The sequence below is a fragment of the Spirosoma sp. KCTC 42546 genome (assembly GCF_006965485.1).
Lineage (GTDB): Bacteria > Bacteroidota > Bacteroidia > Cytophagales > Spirosomataceae > Spirosoma.
The window spans coordinates 6,144,738-6,167,370 of record NZ_CP041360.1 but is presented as its reverse complement, the minus strand read 5'-3'; the positions used below and the strand labels follow the sequence as shown (position 1 = coordinate 6,167,370).

At 48.7% G+C, this 22,633-nt stretch carries 15 protein-coding genes; 8 read left to right on the top strand and 7 right to left on the bottom strand.

Going from position 1 to position 22,633, the window contains the following annotated elements; genetic code table 11:
- Positions 1-46 precede the first annotated feature (46 nt).
- Both EXU85_RS25425 and EXU85_RS25420 read right to left on the bottom strand, forming a co-directional pair.
- Entirely contained in the window at positions 47-2,434 is a 2,388-nt protein-coding gene (locus tag EXU85_RS25425) for a TonB-dependent receptor (RefSeq protein WP_142774780.1), read from the bottom strand.
- Positions 2,435-2,542: 108 nt separating this feature from the next.
- A complete protein-coding gene (locus EXU85_RS25420; RefSeq protein WP_142774779.1) occupies positions 2,543-3,178 on the bottom strand; it encodes an intradiol ring-cleavage dioxygenase in 636 nt (211 codons plus the stop codon).
- Positions 3,179-3,482: 304 nt separating this feature from the next.
- On the opposite strand from EXU85_RS25420, the gene EXU85_RS25415 reads away from it, so the two are divergent.
- Both EXU85_RS25415 and EXU85_RS25410 read left to right on the top strand, forming a co-directional pair.
- A complete protein-coding gene (locus EXU85_RS25415; RefSeq protein WP_246859242.1) occupies positions 3,483-4,538 on the top strand; it encodes a sensor histidine kinase in 1,056 nt (351 codons plus the stop codon).
- Positions 4,539-4,617: 79 nt separating this feature from the next.
- Positions 4,618-5,352: a LytTR family DNA-binding domain-containing protein gene (locus EXU85_RS25410; RefSeq protein WP_142774777.1), complete on the top strand. Its 735-nt coding sequence runs from the start codon at positions 4,618-4,620 to the stop codon at positions 5,350-5,352.
- Between the two features lie 22 nt (positions 5,353-5,374).
- On the opposite strand, the gene EXU85_RS25405 is transcribed toward EXU85_RS25410, so the two are convergent.
- A complete protein-coding gene (locus EXU85_RS25405) occupies positions 5,375-9,259 on the bottom strand; it encodes a sialate O-acetylesterase (protein ID WP_142774776.1) in 3,885 nt (1,294 codons plus the stop codon).
- A 482-nt stretch (positions 9,260-9,741) separates the two neighbouring features.
- On the opposite strand from EXU85_RS25405, the gene EXU85_RS25400 reads away from it, so the two are divergent.
- Entirely contained in the window at positions 9,742-10,782 is a 1,041-nt protein-coding gene (locus EXU85_RS25400) for an exo-alpha-sialidase (protein ID WP_142774775.1), read from the top strand.
- A gap of 95 nt (positions 10,783-10,877) precedes the next feature.
- On the opposite strand, the gene EXU85_RS25395 is transcribed toward EXU85_RS25400, so the two are convergent.
- Positions 10,878-13,913 (bottom strand): NHL repeat-containing protein, encoded by a 3,036-nt coding sequence (locus tag EXU85_RS25395; RefSeq protein WP_142774774.1) that lies wholly within the window; start codon positions 13,911-13,913, stop codon positions 10,878-10,880.
- 286 nt (positions 13,914-14,199) lie between these two features.
- Here EXU85_RS25395 and EXU85_RS25390 point away from each other — a divergent pair, with 286 nt between their 5' ends.
- Complete coding sequence (locus EXU85_RS25390; RefSeq protein WP_142774773.1) at positions 14,200-15,408, top strand: DUF6371 domain-containing protein; 1,209 nt, start codon at positions 14,200-14,202, stop codon at positions 15,406-15,408.
- A 51-nt stretch (positions 15,409-15,459) separates the two neighbouring features.
- On the top strand, positions 15,460-15,726 hold the full coding sequence (locus tag EXU85_RS25385) for a ferredoxin (protein ID WP_142774772.1): 267 nt from the start codon (positions 15,460-15,462) through the stop codon (positions 15,724-15,726).
- A 61-nt stretch (positions 15,727-15,787) separates the two neighbouring features.
- Here EXU85_RS25385 and EXU85_RS25380 read toward each other — a convergent pair whose 3' ends face one another.
- The 3 genes from EXU85_RS25380 to EXU85_RS35500 form a co-directional block, all read right to left on the bottom strand.
- Positions 15,788-16,309, bottom strand: a complete 522-nt coding sequence (locus EXU85_RS25380) for a ferritin (RefSeq protein ID WP_142774771.1) — start codon at positions 16,307-16,309, stop codon at positions 15,788-15,790.
- Between the two features lie 116 nt (positions 16,310-16,425).
- Positions 16,426-16,773: a hypothetical protein gene (locus EXU85_RS25375; protein WP_142774770.1), complete on the bottom strand. Its 348-nt coding sequence runs from the start codon at positions 16,771-16,773 to the stop codon at positions 16,426-16,428.
- A gap of 103 nt (positions 16,774-16,876) precedes the next feature.
- Positions 16,877-17,038 (bottom strand): hypothetical protein, encoded by a 162-nt coding sequence (locus tag EXU85_RS35500; protein ID WP_168207869.1) that lies wholly within the window; start codon positions 17,036-17,038, stop codon positions 16,877-16,879.
- Here EXU85_RS35500 and EXU85_RS25370 point away from each other — a divergent pair.
- From EXU85_RS25370 to EXU85_RS25360, 3 genes are all read left to right on the top strand, one after another.
- On the top strand, positions 17,037-18,704 hold the full coding sequence (locus EXU85_RS25370) for a tannase/feruloyl esterase family alpha/beta hydrolase (protein ID WP_142774769.1): 1,668 nt from the start codon (positions 17,037-17,039) through the stop codon (positions 18,702-18,704). The genes EXU85_RS35500 and EXU85_RS25370 overlap by 2 nt on opposite strands.
- A gap of 344 nt (positions 18,705-19,048) precedes the next feature.
- Positions 19,049-19,651: a DUF1080 domain-containing protein gene (locus tag EXU85_RS25365; RefSeq protein ID WP_246859241.1), complete on the top strand. Its 603-nt coding sequence runs from the start codon at positions 19,049-19,051 to the stop codon at positions 19,649-19,651.
- A 95-nt stretch (positions 19,652-19,746) separates the two neighbouring features.
- Complete coding sequence (locus EXU85_RS25360; protein ID WP_142774767.1) at positions 19,747-22,611, top strand: PVC-type heme-binding CxxCH protein; 2,865 nt, start codon at positions 19,747-19,749, stop codon at positions 22,609-22,611.
- The last annotated feature ends 22 nt before the right edge of the window (positions 22,612-22,633 follow it).

Below are 22,633 nucleotides of genomic sequence, written 5' to 3'. Positions count from 1 at the left end.
GACTGAAGCCCATGGGTATGATCAAAGCATCTTAGACAGCACTGCTCTAGTCTGGGTTCTCTGCCTGCCGTACGCGGGGGCTTTTGATTTGTTTCCGGCCCAATTTGAATGAGCCTGTAAGGCGAAGATTCTGGTTCTGGTAACGTGTCGTTTGACGCTGATGGAAGGCGTTGGTGGTAATTACTTCATCAATGAAGGTGTATTGTGACAGGGGTGTGTCCATCCGAAGGCTCAGGTTAAATCGATCGTCGGCCGATTTTTTACTGAACGTCAGGCTGTAGTATTTCCAACCGCTCCGATAGCCCTGTAACTGGATGCTGTTTGCATCGAAGAACCCATAGAAGTCGATACTATAGCCTTTGGGTAGTTTATGGCTGTAGTTCAGAACGAATTGGCGCATCAGACCACTATTGGTCAGTTGCATAATAGGACTCTCCAACTGGACGTACTGCGTGGTCAATGTACCACCCAGGCTAATTTTGGGAGTGGGTTTCCAGGTTAGATTGACCGACACACCCAGTCGTTTATTTCGGCCAATATTTTGAAAGGTGCTTTCAAAAACACTATCGGGCCGGGCCGTTCGGATGGTCTCGATGCTATTTTGGTTGTGGTTGTAAAACAGGGCGATATCGGTAAATAACCGGGTGCCATTTCGGGAATAGCTAAGCTGATACCGGCGGGTAATTTCAGGCTGGAGGTAGGGGTTGCCGAATTGAATATTGAGCGAATCGCTCCGGTTTACGGTTGGGTTCAGGTACGAGAAATAGGGGCGAACCAGCTTCACCGTATACCCCAGTTTTAGCGTGCTTTTCTGGTTCAGATTTCTACTAATCAGCAAGTTGGGGGCAAGGTTCTGAAAAGAAGGCAGCTGGAGTAGATTGTCTTTAAAGGAGGCCGCCAAGTCTGTTTTTTCATAACGTAGTCCGGCCATCAATTGCCAGGTTTTTAGCTGGAAACTCAAATTGGCATACAGCGCATAAATCGAGCTCTGGTACGAAAACCCGTTTGACCGGATCACGTCGTTCGCGAAGTCCTGATTTGCAAAATCATAAATCCCAAACCAACTGTCGCTTTTCAGGTTTTTACGTGTGAGTTTACCGCCGGTTTCCCATTTTAATTTATCCGTAAATAATTGAGTATAATCTGCCTGAATAAGCAGGTCGTGGTTCAGGGTTTTCCCATAGAAGTTTTCTTTATAAGGAGTCTGGGCTACCTGCTCCATATCGTAGCGATTGGTACCATTGAACAGATAATACATTCCCAATAGCGAGAATTCGCGTTTCGGTGATCCGTTTTGCTTATCTGCTGAATTTCTGGTGTAGCCTGCCGAAAACGTGCTGCCGTTGTTGCTAAAGGGGCTTTCGATTCTTCGTTGAAACGTAGGCGTAAGCTGCTCATTAGCTATTGTGTAATTAGCTGAAAGCAGGTGCGTCTGATAAGGCGACCTGCGCAGTCGATAGCCCATAGTAAGCGTGTTTAACGTATCGAGGCTATATAACAGACTGGCTCCACCATAGACGTAGTTGCCGGATTGCCGGGATTCGTTTTTCTGGATGATGCGGAACGGGCCTGTTTCGCGTTCCAGCACGGAGCCATTACGGTTCCAGTAGGGTTGGTAGTATCCATCCAGTTTCGCCAGCCATTTTCCGTACTTACTTTGTATGTCCCCCATCAGGATTTCGCTTCGGTTCCCCAAAACAGCACTTATAGTGCCATTGGTGGCATTATCACGGTTTTTTCGGGTGATGATGTTTACCACGCCATCCGTACCTTCTGTATCGTATCGGGCAGACGGGTGCGTGATGAGTTCAACCTTGACAATACTTTCACCGGAGATCGACTTTAACGCATCGGCCACCGACGAAGCATACAGGTCGGACGGTTTGCCATCAATGAAGACTCGAATATTGGAACTCCCTCGCATGGAAAGTCCACCGGTTGCATCGACCGAAAGCAGCGGTACCTTGCGCAACACATCCGATGCATCGCTTCCCGCAATAGAAGGCAGACTCTCCGCATTGAATGTAATGCCGTCGACCCGCTGTTCAATCAGCGGTTTTTGCCCTCTAACCGTTATTGCCTGTAGGTTTGTTACATCCTGATGGACGGCAATAATACCTAAATTCTGGGTAGGGTGTTGAGTCTGTATCGTCCATACATTCGTTTGGGTTGGTCGATACCCTACAGCACTAAACGCAAGAGAATACGTGCCCAATGGAAGGTTGTTAAATACAAAATGGCCCTGGCTGTCGGTTAGCGTACCATCGACCAATTTAGTCTGCTGAAACAGCAAAATGGTTGCCAACGGAATGGCCTTTCTTGTGATAGAATCAGCAAAAGTACCTGTTACAGATCCCAGACTATCAACGAATTGCGCCTTCAACGCTTGCGTACCAGATAAGTATAGAAGTAGAATGAAAACGATGCGCTTCATAAGTAGGTAGTTTATTAGGAATCACGCAACGGTATTATAGTCAGGGCAATAGTTGGCCAGCCCTATCTACTGAAAGGGGGCCAAGGCGACTAAATCAGGTCCTATGATTTACTGATTCGCTGGGTAGTTCGGAATATTCCTGCCGAGGTAGATATGCCGTTCGGCTTTATACATGTTGCCTACATCCTTGAGTTTCAGTATGCCACTGCCACCCCGATTCTCCAGTTTCTGCCGGGCCGAAGTCGTTAGCAGCGGGTCATCATCGAACAAGTATTCATCAATGTAATATTCGTTGAGCCCCGGCTCTTTCACCGTGATGTGAATATGGGCTGGATCGGTACGGCCAGGGTAGGACGCTGGCCGAAGTGTAACAAATTTGTATTCTCCTTTTTCGTTGGTACGCATCCAGCCACGGATGTACCCATGCCGCTTTGCCCAGCCTTTTTCATCACCTTTTTTTGGATAATGGCCCGTTTCATCGGTATGGTAGATGTATAGCATAACGCCCGACGCGGGTGTTTTTCCATCTGCCTTATAAACGATTCCATTTATCCCAAGAGGCTTCTTCCCATCCCATGATGCATCCGGCATTTTCAGGAAGCTATCCAGTTTGTCGAAGGGAACCGGACTCTCCAGAATGGCTTCACACCCTTCGCAGGGGCCGCCAACTTTATTATCCTGTCCTAGTACGTTCAGCGTAGTGGATAGCATGGCGAGAAGCAGAATTAACCAGTGATTTTTCATGTGTATAAGCTGTTGAAATGGTTCAGGTTATCAGCACGTTGGCCGATACGCCAGTAAAGCAACGGCAAGCGTTCTTCATCCCAAAAAATAATAGACCAACGATCAGAAAAATAGACGAGTTGCGGACGTCAATTCCCTTTCTCTACTTTTTTGGTCGTTGGTCGATATAATTTTCAGGGTGTTTTTCTTTTGCGTTCATTTACAGCGTAGTAGCCTGGACGGCCACATCCGGGTTTGACATACATAGTATTCTCCCGGACGTGGCCGTCCAGGCTACCAGTTTATGGACTTTCTGGACAGACGAGTGAAAATTCCACTTTCAAACCGAACCATCCCGGTTAAATATGCGCTGGTGCATACGGCCTACTGGGTATTGATTACGGGCTTTTTTCTGTACGAGAAACGATACCTGATTTACAAGGCCGGGTTGCCTTATTTTGCGGCTTGTGTACTTGTCCGGGTTGGGTTGCTAATTGGGATTGCGTACCTTAATCTGCATTATTTTTTACCCCGTTATTTATTGACAGGGCGTTATCTTCGCTATTTCTCACTCGTACTTTTGTCTATACTCTGCTATCTGTTAGTACAGGGTTTTTACGATTTTATCATTTACGGATTCGTTATTGCCCCAACCCGAAATCGCGACTGGATCGAAACGATATCGTACAATTTCTTCAGCACCCTTTGGTATCTAGGGCTGATGGTCCCGCTGAAACTAAGTATCGACTGGTACGAGCAGCAGCGTATGATTCAGAAGATTACGGTTGAGAAACTACAGGCCGAACTGAATTTTTTACGGTCGCAGGTGAACCCCCATTTTTTGTTCAATATCCTGAATAATCTCTATGCGCTGACGCTCAAAAAATCTGATCTGGCCCCGGATATGGTCCTGAAGTTATCCGAAATGATGGAGTATATGCTCTATGATAGCGATGATGTTCGGGTGCCCCTCGAAAAGGAGATTGGCTATTTGCAGAATTACATCGAGCTGGAAAAAATCCGTTGTGGAGACCATTCAGACATTGCGCTCACTATCACCGGAAACCCAAACGGGCGTGAAATTGCGCCACTTTTACTGCTGCCTTTAGTTGAGAATGCGTTTAAGCACGGAGTTGGTAAACAGGTAGGGAAATCCTGGCTACATGGCACACTGACGCTGAAACCAACGGCCATGGAAATGACGATAGAAAACAATAAACCAGCGGTTCAGCCAAACGGGCAGAAAGGCGGTATCGGCCTTGTCAATCTTCGAAAACGCCTGGAGCTACTCTATCCCGGACGCTATACACTTCAAACAGAAGATGGGTTTGATACGTACAAGGCGGCTTTATGTATCTCATTTGCTGACAATAAACTTTAAAAATATAAACGCAAAGTGCACGCAAATTACTTCTCTGCGCTCTTTGCGTAACCTTCTTTGCGTTTACTCCTTTTTTACCATGTTAAACTGCATACTCATTGATGATGAGGCACTGGCTCGTGACGTGCTGGAAGGCTATCTCAGCCGATTGGATTTTATTGGGCCTGTGCACCAGTTCGGCAATGCGTACGATGCGCTTTTGTATCTGGAAAATCACGAAGCTGATATACTATTTCTGGACATTGAGATGCCCGGCATGAACGGCCTTGATTTTCTGAAAATACTGCCTCATCCGCCCATTACAGTTTTCACAACAGCTTACCGCGATTACGCATTTGAAGGGTTTGAGTTAGGCGTTATCGACTTTTTACTAAAACCCATTTCATTCCCCCGGTTTGTCCAGACCATCCATAAAATTCGTGATTTTTTATCCCTGAAAGAACAAAACGCCCGACTGGAAGACAACCCTGCCAGTGATTTGTCGACGTCCATATTTGTGAAAAGTGGTGTGCAACGGATCAAATTGACTGTTGATGACGTGGTGTATATTCAGGGGCTGAAAGATTATGCTATTATCTATACAACAACCGGCAAAATTGTTCTGAAAGGCTCCATTAAAGCCATGCATGACATTTTTCCCAGGAACCAGTTTATTCGCGTCCACAAATCCTTCATCGTAGCAGTTGCGCGAATCACCCGGATCGAACGCAACCGATTGGTGTTGACCGGTTCGTCGAAAGATAGCAGTCCAATTCCGATTGGCCGGAATTATAAGGAAGACGTTGAAAAAGCATTGACCAACCTCCGATCGTAAATGGATCACGCCCTAAACTTGTTTAGGGCGTGATCCCACCCACTCGGATGGTTAGTGTGGCCATATCATCTTCCCCATTCGTAAACCCGTTATTGGGTGTAGAGTCTGGGTCCAGCGGAGTAGCCGCTTCGATTTGAGCCTGAAGGACTTTGTTCCCGGCTGCTGTAGACGTAATGGTAAATGTGAGTACAGATACCCCGCCCGCAGGAATGCTGGCTATCGTACCGCGAACCGTGTTGCTAACCAAACTCATGTTCGGGCTGCTGATAAATGATATACCAGCTGGTAAGAGGCAACCAATCTGCACATTTTGCGCTGTCAAAGCGCCCGTATTCTTCACAATCAGGCTTACGGAAATAGGCACATTCGACAAGCTTGCCAAACTGTTTGTCATTAATCGTAAACTAAGATCAGCTTTGTTTGGATCAGCGAAGGGCTGTGCACTGACAACCGCAGGTAACACTGGCGCATTTGGGGAGGTGGCAACCGTAAATACCGATGCTGTGCTTTCGGGTGTACGGAAGTCTACCCAGGCTGCATCATCTTCGCCATCACTAATACTGGTATTTGGTCGCGAATCCTGATCCAATTGATCAGCCCGAACGATTTCGCTGGCTACCTGATAAGAGCCGGGCAACTGGGGCCGGGCTGTAAAAGATAACGTAGTTCGTTGACCAGTGGCCAGACTAGGAATGGAGGCTAGTAGGCTACCCTGAACGAGAGACATCGATGAACTCCCCGTAAATTGAAGATGATCAGGTAAAAAGCTACGCACCTTTACATTCGTAGCAGTTGTTTTACCTTCATTCACAACAGTTACTCTAAAGGGAATGTCCTGGTTTACTGCATTTACCCGAGTGGCTGCCTGAGCTATCAGGCTAAGATCACTTACGGTTGGTGGCTGGGCTGCCAGGCTTGTCATTGCCCAGACTGCACTTGTCAGGGCTGTATCCCAGGCTTTAGATAATCGGGTAAGACCAGTTCCCTGAAAATAAATACCACCGGGCCTGGGTATCTGGATTGTATCGGTAATGGGGCCAGCCAGCACTTGTGCCGTTGTTTGTATAACCTCATTTTGTCGATTTGTAACGGGTTCGTAACTCCCGGATGGGTATAAAAGGCTTGTCGTGTTATCGACCGAAGCTCGGGCAACTATCCATGGAAGTTGGGCAAAACCGGCATCAGATCGACTTCGATTAATCATCGCTTTTAAATCGGTTGCATAATTTGTTGCCTGGGGGTTGCTTGAGTAGTACTCGCTTTCACCCTGTTGCCATAATATGGCTCGTAAGCCTGTCAGGGGAACATAGTCCTTCAGGACTCGTTTAAGATTACTGTAGGGCATACCTGCTGGCATGGGGGTTCCATCCAGGGTAGTTGTATTTCCCTGCTCCATGCTTTCCCGCCAGTTACGAACGGTTGTGCCTGCCCAGGCGGTGTTGTAAAACAGAACGGGCACATTTAGCCGAGTGGTCAATAAATCCCCTAATTCACTCCAGCACCAGGCCGTATTACCGTGTGGGCCAATCGGTTTATCGGCGGCCAGCGTGCTGAACTGAGGAGGTAGCGGAAGCCGGGTTGTGTCGGTATAATTGACATGAGGAACACTACTTACGCGGTCGTCGGTTGTGGATACAACGGACCGGATCGGATTAATCCCCTGTGCATTAGCCTCCCCTGCAATAACAAACACTTCCCCTACGCCAACAGGGGTTACCCGGATGTGGCTGATCACCTTATTTTGGACAATGGCCTGTATGTCCAGATTATACCAGCCACCAGTTGCCGTAACAGAGCCAGAGAACGTACCATTAGCAGGTTGATTGTCCAATACGACAAATGCATCGCTGTTTTGTCCATAACCCGATACTACTGGCGAAACCCTGATCTCAACACGTTCGGTTTGGGCTGGACATAATCCCTTTATATTGATTTGGCCGGTGTTGGCATTGTTTCTCTGAAATACAGCTCGAGGACTTGGGAAAACGACTTTGAGCGACGTACCTGATGTGGTCACTGGCGTTGTAGATGGATAGAGCCGATCTTTTGGAATATAAACCGCCTGTGTGGTACCTGGCACAATCCATTGCAATCGGAGCTGGGCATTGTACCAGTACTGCAACAAATCAACCCGAATGTCGTACCGCTGATTTGCCTGCAAGGTAATTTGTCCTTTTATGTAGAAAGGCCAGGCATGAGCTGCTATATCATCAATTACGAGTTGCCCGTTTATCCAGACACGGATGGCGTCGTCGTAGCTGGTTTTAATCGTATACGTACCTGTAACCGGAGCTTCTACCTGACCGGTCCAGCTGATGATCCAATCACGGATTGGCATATAGGGAGTAGGGCCTGTATCAAACCACGTCATATCCAGTGGCCCATCCACTTGCGTAAATAAGGCTGGGCCATTTGGGTCGGAACCACTCATATAGCGCCCGGTTAGTCCCGTGCCCATTTTTTTGGGATAGGTTGGCGCAAAAACTGTAATCGGCGGGCTAAGGGTAGATGATGTTGCCGATGACACAATCCGGGTTTGGTAGGTTCCTGCCGTCAGATTATCTGGGAGCGTAACACGTAAAGGGCGGGTATTTCCCACGCCCAGATTGGTGACAAACTGGCCAGTCGAAGAAACTAACTGAGCTGTATAGGTAACCCCTGATTCGGGGCCATCCGGCGCTTCGTCAAGAAAAGGAATAACCAAATGGCCACCCTGATATTGGTAGGCTGGCTGGGGCAGGCCAACCGTGATCCGGGGTGCATCCTGAGGCAATGTGTAAGGGGGCGACTGCTGGAAGAAACTGGTGGTGAGGACCTGATTCCAGAGTTCGGCCAGTTGCGGATAAAAGGAAGTCAGGAAGTGAGTACCTTCCTGCCGGTAGCTGTTATCATACAGATCCGTATTAGGCCCTGCATAGCAATACGGAACCTGAGAAATCAGTTGATTCTGTGCCTGAACTATAGCAGGGTCAGGGCTACCGTCAATCCAGGAAGCCCGCGCAATGACCCAGGGCACCGTTGAAACGCCTATGTCCTGACGACTGACCTCGATGAGTTTTTGGATGTTGCTGATATAATCTGAAGCGGGCTTGCCTTTGTCGGATTCTCCCTGATGCCAAAGAATAGCCCGAAGGCCCGTTCTGCGCACATAATGATTCAAGGTTGCCTTGATGGCCCGGTACGGTCGTAGGTCATCGGCTCCGTCCCATTGAGCACTCTCCGGAATAACCTGCCCCTCTGCCGATTGACGCCATTGAAGGGACGATGTGCCACCAATGCCCGATCCATAAATCAGGACAGGTACACCCAACCGCTGTACAAGCTTGTCGCCCAGCATACCATAGATGTAGGACGAGTTTGTTGGGCCAACCGACGTTGGAACCGATAAGTGGCTAAACACTAAGGGAAAGCGGGATTCGGTAATTTGTCCATCATAATAATTCAGGCAGGAAACGCGATCATCAGATGCCCCCGTCGTATACGGAAAACCCTGCGCATTGGATTGGCCCGAGGCAAGTAGAACTTCGCCAACGCCCACCCGTTCAATTCGTTTGATACCCAGGCTCACCGCACCCGTAAAGGCTTCGGCTTCCAGATCGTACCAGCCTCCCTGAACAGAAAGGACACGGCCCGAAACCGCACCATTCGTGGGCGTAAAGGTTGTCCAACCTGTAGTTGTACCACCCTGCCGCACAACTAACCGTACCTTAAGCTGTGTGACGGCCGAAGGTACTACGGCATGAACTGGAACGGCGGCCTGATTCGAATTGTCTCGCTGAAAAACGATTCTGGATACCGGGAAAGTAAGCTGGAATTGGCCAGAAACAAGGGTCGGAATGAGCAAGAAAAGCCATAGAAATAAGCGTACTCCAGCGACCTTGTTTACTTCTTTGTAATTGTTAATCATATGAGTCTATTTTAGTGTGGAAAGCAATTTTTAGATTCACTGAAAACGGTGAAAAATGGGCTAATGTCGGTTTTCCCTTCTAGGGCTTTAATGGATTTGGCATGATATTTGGCAACATGCTTATGTCAGCTTACACTGTTTTTTTTCTTTGTCAGCTGAGGATTAGTCAGAAATTCCAGCTGATTTGACTATGGATAATGGTTAAATAAATAGTAATATCTAGATTTTTATATAAATTAATTGTATTCACTATACTCTTATGGGTATATTTAATGGGTATTATTCTTGTAGTATAAGCCTGTTAGTTTTGAAGGGTTAGTTGGCTCATATCTATAGTATTACAAGAAATGTGCCGATGGCAATGAATGCATTGGATGACAATTGTCATCCATTATTCCTACCAACTCCATTTGCTGCACTCATCTGCAATGAAGTTTGTAAAGCGACTAGCTAATTTGTTTAGCTTATCGTATTGTTGGGGTATGAAAACCTTATCCTTCTCTCTTATTATTCCCTTTTTCCTGATTGCACACCATGTTTTAGCGCAATCGGGCAACCCGGCGATTCTTCGCAGCGAATTGATCTATGAACAGGCTCCTTTCCCGGAGTGTCATGCATCCACCCTGGCAGAAACGCCTAAGGGCCTGGTAGCGGCCTGGTTTGGAGGCACACATGAGCGCCATCCTGATGTGGGTATTTGGGTGAGTAGCCAAACGGGAACGAACTGGACAACACCCATTGAGGTAGCAACGGGTGTTCAACCCGATGGCAAGCGTTTGCCTTGCTGGAATCCGGTTTTGTTTCAGGTACCGGGTGCCGAATTAATTTTATTCTACAAAGTTGGTCCCAGTCCCTCAACCTGGTGGGGCTTGCTGAAACGGTCAACAGATGGAGGGAAAACGTGGTCGGCTGCGGAGCGGTTGCCCGATGGTATTTTAGGCCCCATTAAAAACAAGCCGGTTTTACTGGCTTCGGGCGCTTTACTCTGTCCAACAAGCTCGGAAGATCATAATTGGCGGGTGCATTTCGAGCGAACCAGCGATTGGGGAAAAACCTGGCAGAAAACAGCCCCGATCAACGATGGAATAAATGATGGGGCAATTCAGCCAAGTATTTTGTTTTACCCAAATGGGCAATTGCAGGCTCTTTGCCGTAGCCAGAGAAGTGGATTCATTCTGGAAACCTGGTCGAAGGACGATGGTAAAACCTGGTCTCCTTTGCAGAAAACGACCCTTCCTAATCCTAACTCAGGTACAGATGCTGTGACCCTGAAAGATGGTCGGCAGGTATTGGTTTATAACCCAACGTCGCCTGTTATGGGTAAGAGTGGGCCACGTACACCCCTCGATATCGCCATTTCCAACGATGGTAAAACCTGGAAAACCCTGGCTGTTCTCGAAAACGAACCGGGTGAATATTCGTATCCAGCCGTGATTCAAACCGCCGATGGTCTTGTTCACGTAACCTATACCTGGAAACGCCAGCGCATTAAACACGTTGTGCTGGACCCGAAAAAAGGATAGTAAGTGATGTTTACGAGCGTTCGTAAAAGAGGATACAATCAGTGGGGGTCAGCCTCCGTAATCAAGTTCGATTACGGAGGCTGACCCCCACTGATTTACAGGGCGTTAATTACTCGGGAGTAGGTATTATTTAACAAGTTGCCATCATAGGTTAGTGAAGCATCATCATTAACATTCACCTGGATATTGCATAAGCTGCCCGAATTCGCCGTTGTACGAGTCATACTGAAACCTAATACGGCCTTACCACCCGCCGAAATAAATCCACCATTGGCCATGGTTAGTGTGAGTTGGCGGTCAGACACGGTATTTGTTACGGACCAGTTTGGGTTATCTACAGGTACAGGGTTTTCACTACCTCCCGATACATCGATACTCGTGAGTCCATTGGTAAATGAGACGGTATACCCTGGAGGGGCCGTCACTGTAATCGTCACATTGTTCATGGAGGTTGGTAGCCCATTTACTTCAAAAATATTCACCAGGAAGTTGCCTACGCTACCCGTTGTGGGGAAATTAGCCTGGGGTAAAATCAGGATAGGCGTTAAATCTGTACCTGTAAGTGAAACACTAGCGATATTGGTGCAACCAGCACTATTAGTAACGGTTACCGAGTAGATTCCTGACGCATTGACCAGTGCTGTGCCGGATACGCTGTTCTGACTTACCAGGCCTGGTCCGCCAAACGTGTAGGAACTGCCTCCGCTCGCCGTTAGTGTCGCGCTGGTCACACTAGCATTCAGGGGGCCACTGCTTGTCAAGCTGGCCACAGGTAAGGCATTGACCAATAGTGTGACACTCGCTGTTGCAGTCTCCGTACCATCGGTGGCGGTAACTGTTAGTGTATAAGTCGTTGGGTTGGCCACAGAAGGGGCTGTAAACGTGGGCGTTGCTCCACTGGCCGTTAGTCCGCTGGGTTGGCTGCTCCAGGAATACGAAGCGGGAGTGAAGCCAAGTGCAGTGGCCGTAAGGCTGAAATTGCTGCCAGCGCAAACGGCTGTTGGATTGGCTGGGCTTACACTCACGCTGGCTGGCGCACTAACCTTACGGATACGATTATTCGCCTGATCGGCAATGAACAGATTGCCAGTGCCATCGACGGCTACGCCAAATGGAGCATTTAGCTGGGCACTGGTGGCCGCACTGTTATCTCCACTAAACCCTTGAGAGCCAGTGCCAGCTATGGTAGTAATGGTACCATCGGGGGTTACCTTACGAATGCGGTGGTTAAATGTATCATCAATGAATAAATTGCCATTGCCATCTATCGCTACCTCTGAAGGTGTATTTAGTTGAGCGCTGGTGGCCGGGCCATTATCTCCATCAAATCCGTTGGTGCCTGTACCGGCAACCGTAGTAATGGTGCCACCGGTAGTTACTTTACGAATGCGGTGGTTAGTCTGATCTGCAATGAACAGAGTTCCCATTCCGTCCACCGCCACGCCCGTTGGGTTAGTCAAGGCCGCATCGGTGGCTGAACCATTATCCCCACTAAAGCCATTGGTGCCGTTTCCGGCTACGGTAGTGATGGTTCCATTGGTAGCTACCTTGCGGATACGGTGATTGCCCGCATCAGCAATGAATAGATTGCCACTGCCGTCCACCGCTACACCCGTTGGATTCGCCAGAGCCGCATCGGTGGCTGGGCCATTATCTCCACCAAAGCTATTGGTGCCGTTTCCAGCTACGGTAGTGATGGTTCCATTGGTAGCTACCTTGCGGATACGGTGATTGCCCGCATCAGCAATGAATAGATTGCCACTGCCGTCCACCGCCACACCCGTTGGATTCGCCAGATCTGCGCTGATTGCTGCCACATTATCCCCGCTAAAACCATAGGTGCCTGTACCCGCCACGGTAGTGATGGTGCCATTGGTAGCTACCTTGCGGATTCGATTGTTTGTGCGGTCGGCAATGAACAGATTCCCTGTGCCATCGACCGCTACACCAGATGGGCTATTCAGGGCTGCATCGATAGCTGGTCCGTTATCCCCACTAAAGTCGGTTGTGCCATTGCCCGCCACCGTGGTAAGGGTACCGTCGGTGGCTACCTTACGGATTCGGTTATTTGTCTGATCGGCAAAAAAAAGGATTCCTGTGCCATCCACTGCTATACCAGATGGACTGCTCAGATTGGCGCTGGTAGCGGGACCATTATCTCCACTAAACCCCTGAGTACCGTTTCCGGCTACGGTGGTGATGGTGCCATCGGTCGCTACTTTACGAATGCGATTATTTGACTGGTCGGAAATAAACAGATTCCCCCCGTTGAGAACCACGCCCGTGGGGCCGGCCAATTCTGCACTGGTAGCTGGGCCATTATCCCCACTAAAATTAAAACTGCCAGTTCCTGCCACGGTGGTAATAGTCTCATCGGTGGCTACTTTACGGATACGATTATTTCCCAGGTCGGCAATAAACAGATTCCCAGCACCATCTACTATTACACTCGCAGGAGTACTCAGATTGGCACTGACAGCTGGTCCGGTATCACCACTATAGCCTTGGGTGCCCGTTCCGGCTACGGTGGTGATGGTGCCGTCGGTAGCTACTTTACGGATGCGGTGGTTTGCCTGATCGGCAATAAACAGATTGCCGCTACCATCCACCGCAATCCCATAGGGACTATTCAGATTGGCATTGACAGCTGGTCCGGTATCACCACTATAGCCCTGGGTACCCGTTCCGGCTACGGTGGTGATGGTGCCATCGGTAGCTACTTTGCGAACGGTATGGGTACTCTGATCGGCAATAAACAGATTGCCCGTTCCATCCACCGCTACCCCCGAAGGATTACCCAGGTTGGCATTAATTGCGGGGCCGTTATCGCCACTGTAGCCATAGGAGCCTGTACCGGCTACGGTAGTAATCGTACCGTCGGTGGCTACTTTACGGATGCGGTGATTCGTCTGATCGGCAATAAACAGATTCCCACTGCCATCGACGGCTACACCGGCAGGATTATTCAGGGCTGCACTGGTGGCCGGGCCACCGTCTCCTTTCAGTAAAGAGCCAGCTACCGTAGTGATAGTTTGAGCGGATAGTCGTAGGGTTACTAAAACAAGGAGGGTACTTAGAGTGGCCTGTATAGCCAATCTGACTGAGTTGTAGACTAGGAGATGTTTTTTCATGGGTTAGGAGGTAACAGTAAATAAACAGATGAAAATTAAATGGATATTCAGAATAATCAATGATAAACGTAGAGAGAACGCTTAATTGCTGCTCTAAAATCGTATTTAAATCGCTCATTGTTAATATATTGACTGAATTAATTTTTAGGGATTCCTAAGCCTGACGCTGAACTATCGATTAACTAAAGATTATGAATAACTGCAATATGCCGGTATAATGGCACTGTTTGTTGCGTAAATTCGGTTATTCCATAACTTGAATGCTTCTCATTTCAGACAGTGCCTCATGCCTGAAACTACATTTCGATATCAGTTACCAAAAAAAGCAATCAAAACGGACTGTCCGAATTGTGGGCCTAAACATCGCAGGACGTTAAGCCGCTATGTAGACACGCAAACCGGTGAACCGTTACCTGATCAGTATGGCCGGTGTGATCGGGAAAGTAATTGTGGCTATCACCTCAACCCGTATCAGAAAGGTCCATCTGGCCTGTCGTATGCTGATGAAGTGAAAGCGCGTTACACAAGCAAACCTATACCTCGGGCCTGGTTTTCCAGCGCGGCTAAGCAGAAACATAAAGGGGTATCGAAACAAAGCATCATTGCGAATCTGATTCACACGGAGAGCGCCACCCTCGAACAAGCCGAACGGGTTGCTGCTTTTTTGTTTGACCAGCCCGAAGCCCGCCCTGGTGGAAACGGGCTGCCTATTGAACAGAGCCCGGTTTTTACGATTCCTGAAGACGTTTTTAACCAGTCGCTGGGCCATTATCATCTCAATCAGTTTGCGTTCCTGTTGCGTCGCCATTTCGGGGTGCCGGTTGCCGATACGCTACTGAAGCGATTTGCTATTGGTACGTCGGGCCGTTGGCCGGGGGCTTGTGTTTTCTGGTACATCGACGAACTGGAGCGCATACGGGGAGGCCAGATCAAACTATTTGACGATACATTCCATACGGTCAAATACGTAGTAAAGGATGGTGAACGGAGAAGTAGAACCTCCTGGGTGCATTCAGCCTATGCCCGGCGGTGCGATGCGTTGAACCAGCCTTACCCAGCCTGGCTGGCGGCTTACCTCGATGAGCGTAATGATGTTCAAAAGTCGCCTTGTTTATTTGGGTTGCCACAGTTGCTGACCGCCCCAGCCGATCAGCCGGTGGCTATTGTCGAAGCACCCAAAACGGCGGTTATCAGCACTCCTTATTTCCCTGGTTTTATCTGGCTGGCTGTTGGGGCCTTATCTTACTTAAACGCAGAGCGACTGGCTCCGTTACGCGGGCGAAAAATAGAACTCTTTCCAGACCTCTCGAAAGATGGGAGTGCCTTTGATCGCTGGAACCGGGTGGCTGGGGATCTACTCGCGCAGGGGTTTCAGATTACGGTATCGACCTATCTGGAAGATAATGCCACCCAAGAGGAAAAAGACGCTGGATTAGACCTGGCGGATTTTTTACTGGACCAGTGGATTGAGTACTCACCCGAATGGGACAGCTAAATTCACCCTATATTTGTAGGGTAATCACTGGGTGTAGAGCAGGTATAGAACGTGAGTCATAAACTAAATTTTCCCGAAAAATCCATTTTTGTGTGCGATGGCAGCAAATGCGGCAAACACAAAGAAGTGCGTAAACAACTGAAAGAGTCGATTCGAGATCATGGCTTAAAAGACACCGTCGAACTGATTAAAATAGACTGCACAGACCGATGTAAGGAAGCCCCTATTGTTTGTTTCCAGCCCCAAAATCGTTGGTTCAGCAACGTCTCGGTATGGCAGGTGCAGTCGCTTTTCAACGAGTTGATTCTCGAAAAGTAAAAAATCCAGCACCTGATTGAGGTGCTGGATTTTTTACTAAGATAGGTTTGACGAACCTTTATTACTCACCACCGATTTTAGCGATCTCTTTATCAAGGACAAACTTACCGGTTCCTGTTTCTTCAATGAGTTCAATTAATTCGAGGGCGCGCCGGGCGTTGCGTTCTTCTTCACGCTGCTCCTTCACAAACCACATCATAAACTCTTCTGTGGCGTAGTCTTCTGCCTGACGACATTTGCTCACGATCCGATTAATAGCATAGGTAACGGCTATTTCGCTCTGTAAAGCTAGTTCGAAAACACTTCTGAAGGTGGCGTATTCCTGTTGCACTTCGCCAACCGTAGGGGTTATGGCGATGCCACCTACTTCTGTAATATAACGGAATATTTTCAGGCAATGCCCACGCTCTTCGTCCGACTGTTTGTAGAAATAATTAGCCGACTTTTCGTAGCCATTTTGCTCTAACCAGGCGGCCATAGCCAGGTATTTCTGAGAAGCTTCAGCTTCCATTTTTACCTGAGCGTTCAGCGCAATCTCAATTTCCTCTTTCAACGAGGTGCGCATACGGAGCAAATCCTTCATAGCTATATAGTTTTAGGCGGTTCTTAATTTATAAGACGCAAAATAGACCTTTGTTGTTTGAACAAGAAGAATTTGCCGAAAATTTAGAATCAGTCTAACAAAAAAACTACTGATACTTAAGCTACCAGTTCGCCCAATGTTTCCTGAAGCATTGATCTGAGATCCAGAGCGAACTTTGTGCCGTTGAGCAGGTCACGAAGTTGAATGATCTCACAAAGCGTAAGGCGATGTGCCAGTTGGTTGGCTGGCGATTCCAGGACTTTAAAATCGCCCGCATCCGACAGATCGAACAACATTGCCTTGATATCTATGGTATTGACTTTCCGCCGAAACGCAGCAAAATCCTGCACTCTAAACTGAATCTCAAGATCGATAAACTCAACAATGACCCGATTCGTAAGATCACACTGATAAGTTGCCCCTTTCTCGTTACGGTATAATTCAGCCGTGTACTTTACTTGCATAGTTTTGAGTATTCCACTTCTAGTTGACACAAATATACAAGCAGATAGTCTATCAAAGTACATCTATTTGAAATCTTTCTAAATTAATTGAGAATGAAGTCGGTCAAGCCTCCTGGTTACCGCTTTCCTGTTTAGCTTCTTTAGGGGCAGGACGTAAGTAAGGACTAAGGTTATTCGGGTTTAGAAGAGAGGACGTATTGGGTACGAATACGTCCCTAAACGCTACAGAACTCAATTCCTGAACCGATTCACTGGTAATCAACATGGTTTATAAAAACTATCTGTTCGCCGTTGCGCTTCTTTTTCTGCTGAATACGCCTGGCCTGCATGCCCAGACCCAACGTGCACCGAATACGACGGGTAGTTCATCAACTACGGCTGAGTGCGCCTGCCAACGACTTGCGGCTATGACATTTCCGGGAGCTACCATTACCACGGCTGACTGTGTACCGGCGGGGTCGTTCACACCACCGGGTAGTAGTCAGGCCATTGCTAATCTACCTGCTTTTTGCCGGGTGGCGGCTACGCTAAAGCCCAGGCCGGAATCAACCATTCGGATTGAAGTGTGGCTTCCGCAGACCAATTGGAATGAGCGATTTCTGGGTACGGGTACCGGCGGAGGGGCGGGGGGTATTTCGTATTCAGCACTGGCTAATGGGTTAAAACGTGGCTTTGCAACGACCAATACCGATATGGGAACGTCGCCCAACGCCAACGAGGCCGTTGGCCACCCTGAACGATGGGTGGATTTTGGGTACCGGGCTACGCACGAAATGACCATGACTGCCAAGGCCGTTACCCAGGCGTATTACAAAAAGCCATTCCACCATGCCTATTTCGCAGGTTGCTCAACGGGTGGGCAACAAGCGTTAATGGAAGCGCAGCGGTATCCCGATGATTACAACGGAATTCTGGCTGGAGCCCCCGCCAATAACCGGACTCACTTACATACGGGTTTTGTCTGGAATTATAAGGTGACGAATCAGGTACCGGGCAGCGCGTTTCTGCCAAAGGAAAAGATAGCCCTACTCACCAGTGCTGTAATCAACGCCTGTGCCGGTAAAGATGGGGGCGCGCCCGGCGATAACTTCCTGACCGATCCCCGTGCCTGCCAGTTCGATCCGGAAACGCTTCCCAAATGCCCCAATGGTACTGACGATGGTACTTGCTTCACCAGCGCTCAAGTGACGGCTCTGAAAAAAATCTACGCTGGCCCAACCAATCCCCGGACGGGCGAGCGAATTTATACGCCGATACCCTTGGGGAGCGAAAATTCAGGAGCCGGGTTGGAGTATCAACAAAATCCCAAACAGTCTCCCCCTTCACTTTTTTACCAGTACAAATGGGTGTTTGGCAGCAACTTCGACTATTCGACCTTTGACTTTGATCGGGATCAGGACAAGATGGATTCACTGCTAGCGCCGATCTTAAACGCGAACAATCCTGATTTAGAGCCCCTGAAAAAGCGGGGCGGAAAGCTAATCATGTATTCGGGGACGGCCGATCCCCTTGTTCCTTTTCAGGATGCCGTTACGTATTATGAGCGGGTAATTGAAGCGCAGGGAGGACTAAACCGAACGACGGATTTCTTTCGCTTCTACCTGATTCCAGGAATGGCTCATTGTAGTGGCGGACCGGGACTAAACGATTGTGGGCAGACTCTGGCCCTCAATGTTCCTCAGGATAGCGAGCATGATATAGTAACGGCTCTTATAAATTGGGTCGAAAAGGGTATTACACCCGATAAACTGATTGCGACAGCTTTTACGGGTGGAGTGCCTGCTAATGGCGTTCGATTCCTACGACCTGTCTATCCCTACCCGAAGCTTCCCAGCTATACTCGTGGAGATCCTAACTCACCCGCCAGTTATCAGGGTGTCGATTATCCACGTGGCAACGTATTGGCTCCTGCCAAGCGATACCTGAAGTGAGTATTACCAGATAAATTAACTGATTTAAAGGGTAGCCTGAGGGGTTCGGCCACGTATAATTCGGCTGATTATCGGCACAGGTGGTTCCTCCTTGTAGACAGGATTATGTGAGCAACAGGGTTGTCAGGGGATAAAAAACCTGTTAACCCTGTAATCCTGTCTAAAAAATAAATACACCCTAACCTAATGAGTAATAAGGGGGATTGCTGCCACTTTATAGAGACACAAGCAGGACAGTATCCGAAATTAGGAAAAGGATGAGATCATATTGGAATTGTTTTTTTTCTGGGTCAGGCTATTCAGGCCGATTTCTAACCTTACACCTTATTGTATTCTGTCAAATCGTGGGTGGATTACCGGTTTTTGCCCAATCACCGGGGAAAACAGTATCCTTATTTGATGGAAAAACCCTGACTGGCTGGAAAACCGTCGATCCGGCACAGGCAGCCTTATGGTCTGTAGCCGACAGCATGATTAAAAGCGGTGACGGTGTTAAAAAGATTCCGGAAAACACCTATCTGCATACCCTAAAAGAATACGGCGATTTTGAATTTCGCTGCCTGTTTCGACTGCATGGCGATCCGGCTACGGGCATGATCAATAGTGGCATTCAATACCGATCTATCCTTGAGGGTACTAAAATCATTGGCTATCAGGCCGACATTGGCAATGGTTACTGGGGTGACCTATATGATGAACATCGACGGGAGAAATTAGTAAGCGGAGACTTGAGCATTCTGAAGCGTATCCTGAAAGAAGACGGCTGGAATAGCTACATCATCCGCTGTAAAGGCAACCGGCACGAGTTGTACATCAATGGCGTGAAAACCTGCGACTACATTGAAAAAGATAGTAAAATCCCTCAAAAAGGAGTCATTGCCGTTCAGATCCATAGCGGAGGGGTCGCCCAGGTTGAATTCCGAGACCTGACAATATCTGAGTTGTAAATACCCAACTAGCCGCTGGCCAAATAGAATGCGCTTACTCACCCATTTGAAAATTAGTAACTTGCCTAATGTTGAACAATTTACGACTTATTCCTATGCCTAAATTTCGTTTGTTCATCCTCTTTTTTTCTGTCATTCTTCTGCCCAGTACGTACAGCACGGCACAGTCTGCCAAACCGAAGCCTGCTCAGGAAACCGAGAAGGTTGACCGGGAGTATGGACTGGAAGCATCTATGCTGGGCTACTTTGCCAAGGACGGAACCCGTAATCCGACGTTAAAGGCCAATAAAGGCGACCGGGTCCGCATTACCATTACGGATACCGAGCTAATGACGCACGATATCGCTCTGGAAAAACTGGGTCTCAAAAGCAAGACCATTCAGGAGAAGGGAGCGAGCACCAGTATCACATTTACTGCCGATAAAAGCGATACCTATTACTGTACCGTTCCGGGCCACCGGGCTGCGGGTATGGTTGGAAGTTTTGAGGTAGTAGAAGGGACCATCTCAACAGCAACCATTGCCGGACAGGTGCCCATGAAAAACGGACAACCCCTAAATCTGAATTTCGAGACGGGTACGCTGAAAGACTGGACCGCTACCGGCGATGCGTTTACCAGCCCGATTTTCGATCAGGACCCATCTCCTGTTCATGAAAAAGACATGACGATTGGTTTTGCCGGAACGTATTTCCTGAGCAGCGGAGGCACCACAAACTATAAGCAGATCGGTACGTTAACATCGGTACCGTTTACGGTCACACAGCCCTTTGCTGCGTTTCGGGTGTCGGGTGGGGCGTTGCAGGATACGCGGGTAGAACTTGTTCAGGCCAGTACAGATAAAGTCATTTTTCACAGTACAGGGCAGGGGCGGGCAACCCTTCAGCCGGTTGTGGTTGATTTACAACCGTATCTGAATCAGGATATCTTCATTCGGATTGTCGACAACGAGACCGGTATTTCGCAGATTCCTTACATCCCGAATGATAAATGGGCGCATATCAATTTTGATGAGTTTCTGTTTTATCCCACCCGCCCGAACTTCCCGAATGAGCTGAAACAAAAAGACATTATCATACTACCCCCCTTAGATCCCGTCCTGAATGCGGGCCTTTCTGGTCTCAAAGCGGCTCAGGCCATGACGCCCCCCAACGGGTTTACCATCAAACTGGCAGCCGCCGAACCGGATATTGTCAAACCAATCTGTTTTACGCTCGACCCCCGTGGCCGACTTTGGGTAGTTGAATCACACACCTATCCCGTTCCGGCTCCCGAAGGTCAGGGCCGAGACCGCATCCTTATTTTTGAAGATACGAATGGCGATGGAACACTAGACAAGAAGAAGGTCTTTACCGAAGGACTGAACCTGGTTAGTGGTATTGAAGTGGGTATGGGGGGTGTATGGATTGGGGCCGCACCGTATCTATTGTTCATTCCGGCAGATTTTAAAAACGACAAACCAACCGGACCACCTCAAAAGCTGCTCGATGGCTGGGGTACTCAGGATACTCACGAAACGCTGAACAGTCTGCGTTGGGGACCCGATGGCTGGCTGTACGGCACCCACGGCGTATTTACCCACTCGAATGTTGGTAAGCCAGGCGCTCCTGATTCGGAACGAACGAAATTGAACGCGGGTGTGTGGCGGTATCATCCAACCACCCACCAGTTCGAACTCTTTGCCGAAGGAACTAGCAATCCCTGGGGACTTGATTTCAACGACTACGGGCATGCATTCATCACGGCCTGTGTTATTCCGCACATGTATCACATGATCCAGGGCGGACGGTACCAGCGTCAGGGTGGCAAGCATTTTAACCCCTATACCTACGACGACATTAAAACCCATGCCGACCACGTACACTGGCTGGGCGAACGGGGACCGCATGCCGGTAACTTCCGGTCGGCTTCGGCGGGTGGTGGTCATGCCCATTCCGGAGCTATGATCTACCTCGGCGGTAGCTGGCCCCAGGACTACCGCAATGATATTTTTATGAATAATATCAACGGAGCCCGGTTTAACCAGGATCACCCAACCCGTACGGGTTCAGGCTATGTGGTTACCCACAAACCTGATTTCATGGCCATGAACGATTCCTGGTCGCAGTGGCTGAATTTCAAGTACGATGCCAGTGGATCGGTTTGGGCTATTGACTGGTACGATAAAAACCAATGTCACAGCCCTAATCCAGATGTACACGACAAAACCATGGGCCGTATTTTCAGAATCTCCCATGAAAACGATAAATGGGTACAGGTGGATCTGACCAAGGCATCGGACATGGAGTTGGTTGCTGCCCAGCTAAATCCAAACGAATGGTATGTGCGTCAGGCTCGAACCATTTTGCAGGAGCGTGGCCCGAATAAGAAGGTGCATAAAGCTCTGAAAGAAATTCTCGCTAAAAACCCCGATGCTACCCGTAAACTTCGCGCGCTTTGGGCCCTTCACGTGACCAAAGGTCTGACCGAAAAGGAACTGGCTGATTTGCTGAGCAATGAAAATGAATACGTCAGAAGCTGGGCCATACAACTTTTGGCCGAAAACAAAGCCGTTTCTACAGAAACGCTGAAACGGTTAGCCGCTCTGGCGCAATCAGATAACTCGGCGCTGGTACGACTTTATCTGACTTCGGCTATGCTTCGGCTGGAGCCGAGCCAGCGTTGGGAGGTGCTGGAGGCATTGGTTCAGAAATCGGAGGATAAAGACGATCATAACCTGCCGTTACTGCTTTGGTATGCGTCTGAACCGCTAGCAGCCATCGACATGAAACGGGCGTTGGAAATGGCCCAAAAATCAAAAATGCCCAAGCAACTGCCCTACACCATTCAGCGGATCGCGGCCATCGGTACAGACGATGCCAGGAAAGTGCTGAAAGACCTGAACGACCGGGTGGGTAAACTGGATCATTCGCACGAAACTCATGAACTCCAGGCGTTGATTGCCAAGGTGCTGGAGGAGTAAGATTCGGAGTCGCCATGTAAAA

Excerpts from the sequence above, each read along its gene's own strand:
- EXU85_RS25425 (WP_142774780.1), bottom strand. The coding sequence starts at position 2,434 with ATGAAGCGCATCGTTTTCATTCTACTTCTATACTTATCTGGTACGCAA.
- EXU85_RS25420 (WP_142774779.1), bottom strand. The coding sequence starts at position 3,178 with ATGAAAAATCACTGGTTAATTCTGCTTCTCGCCATGCTATCCACTACG.
- EXU85_RS25410 (WP_142774777.1), top strand. The coding sequence starts at position 4,618 with ATGTTAAACTGCATACTCATTGATGATGAGGCACTGGCTCGTGACGTG.
- EXU85_RS25405 (WP_142774776.1), bottom strand. The coding sequence starts at position 9,259 with ATGATTAACAATTACAAAGAAGTAAACAAGGTCGCTGGAGTACGCTTA.
- EXU85_RS25400 (WP_142774775.1), top strand. The coding sequence starts at position 9,742 with ATGAAAACCTTATCCTTCTCTCTTATTATTCCCTTTTTCCTGATTGCA.
- EXU85_RS25395 (WP_142774774.1), bottom strand. The coding sequence starts at position 13,913 with ATGAAAAAACATCTCCTAGTCTACAACTCAGTCAGATTGGCTATACAG.
- EXU85_RS25390 (WP_142774773.1), top strand. The coding sequence starts at position 14,200 with ATGCCTGAAACTACATTTCGATATCAGTTACCAAAAAAAGCAATCAAA.
- EXU85_RS25380 (WP_142774771.1), bottom strand. The coding sequence starts at position 16,309 with ATGAAGGATTTGCTCCGTATGCGCACCTCGTTGAAAGAGGAAATTGAG.
- EXU85_RS25375 (WP_142774770.1), bottom strand. The coding sequence starts at position 16,773 with ATGCAAGTAAAGTACACGGCTGAATTATACCGTAACGAGAAAGGGGCA.
- EXU85_RS25370 (WP_142774769.1), top strand. The coding sequence starts at position 17,037 with ATGGTTTATAAAAACTATCTGTTCGCCGTTGCGCTTCTTTTTCTGCTG.
- EXU85_RS35500 (WP_168207869.1), bottom strand. The coding sequence starts at position 17,038 with ATGTTGATTACCAGTGAATCGGTTCAGGAATTGAGTTCTGTAGCGTTT.
- EXU85_RS25360 (WP_142774767.1), top strand. The coding sequence starts at position 19,747 with ATGCCTAAATTTCGTTTGTTCATCCTCTTTTTTTCTGTCATTCTTCTG.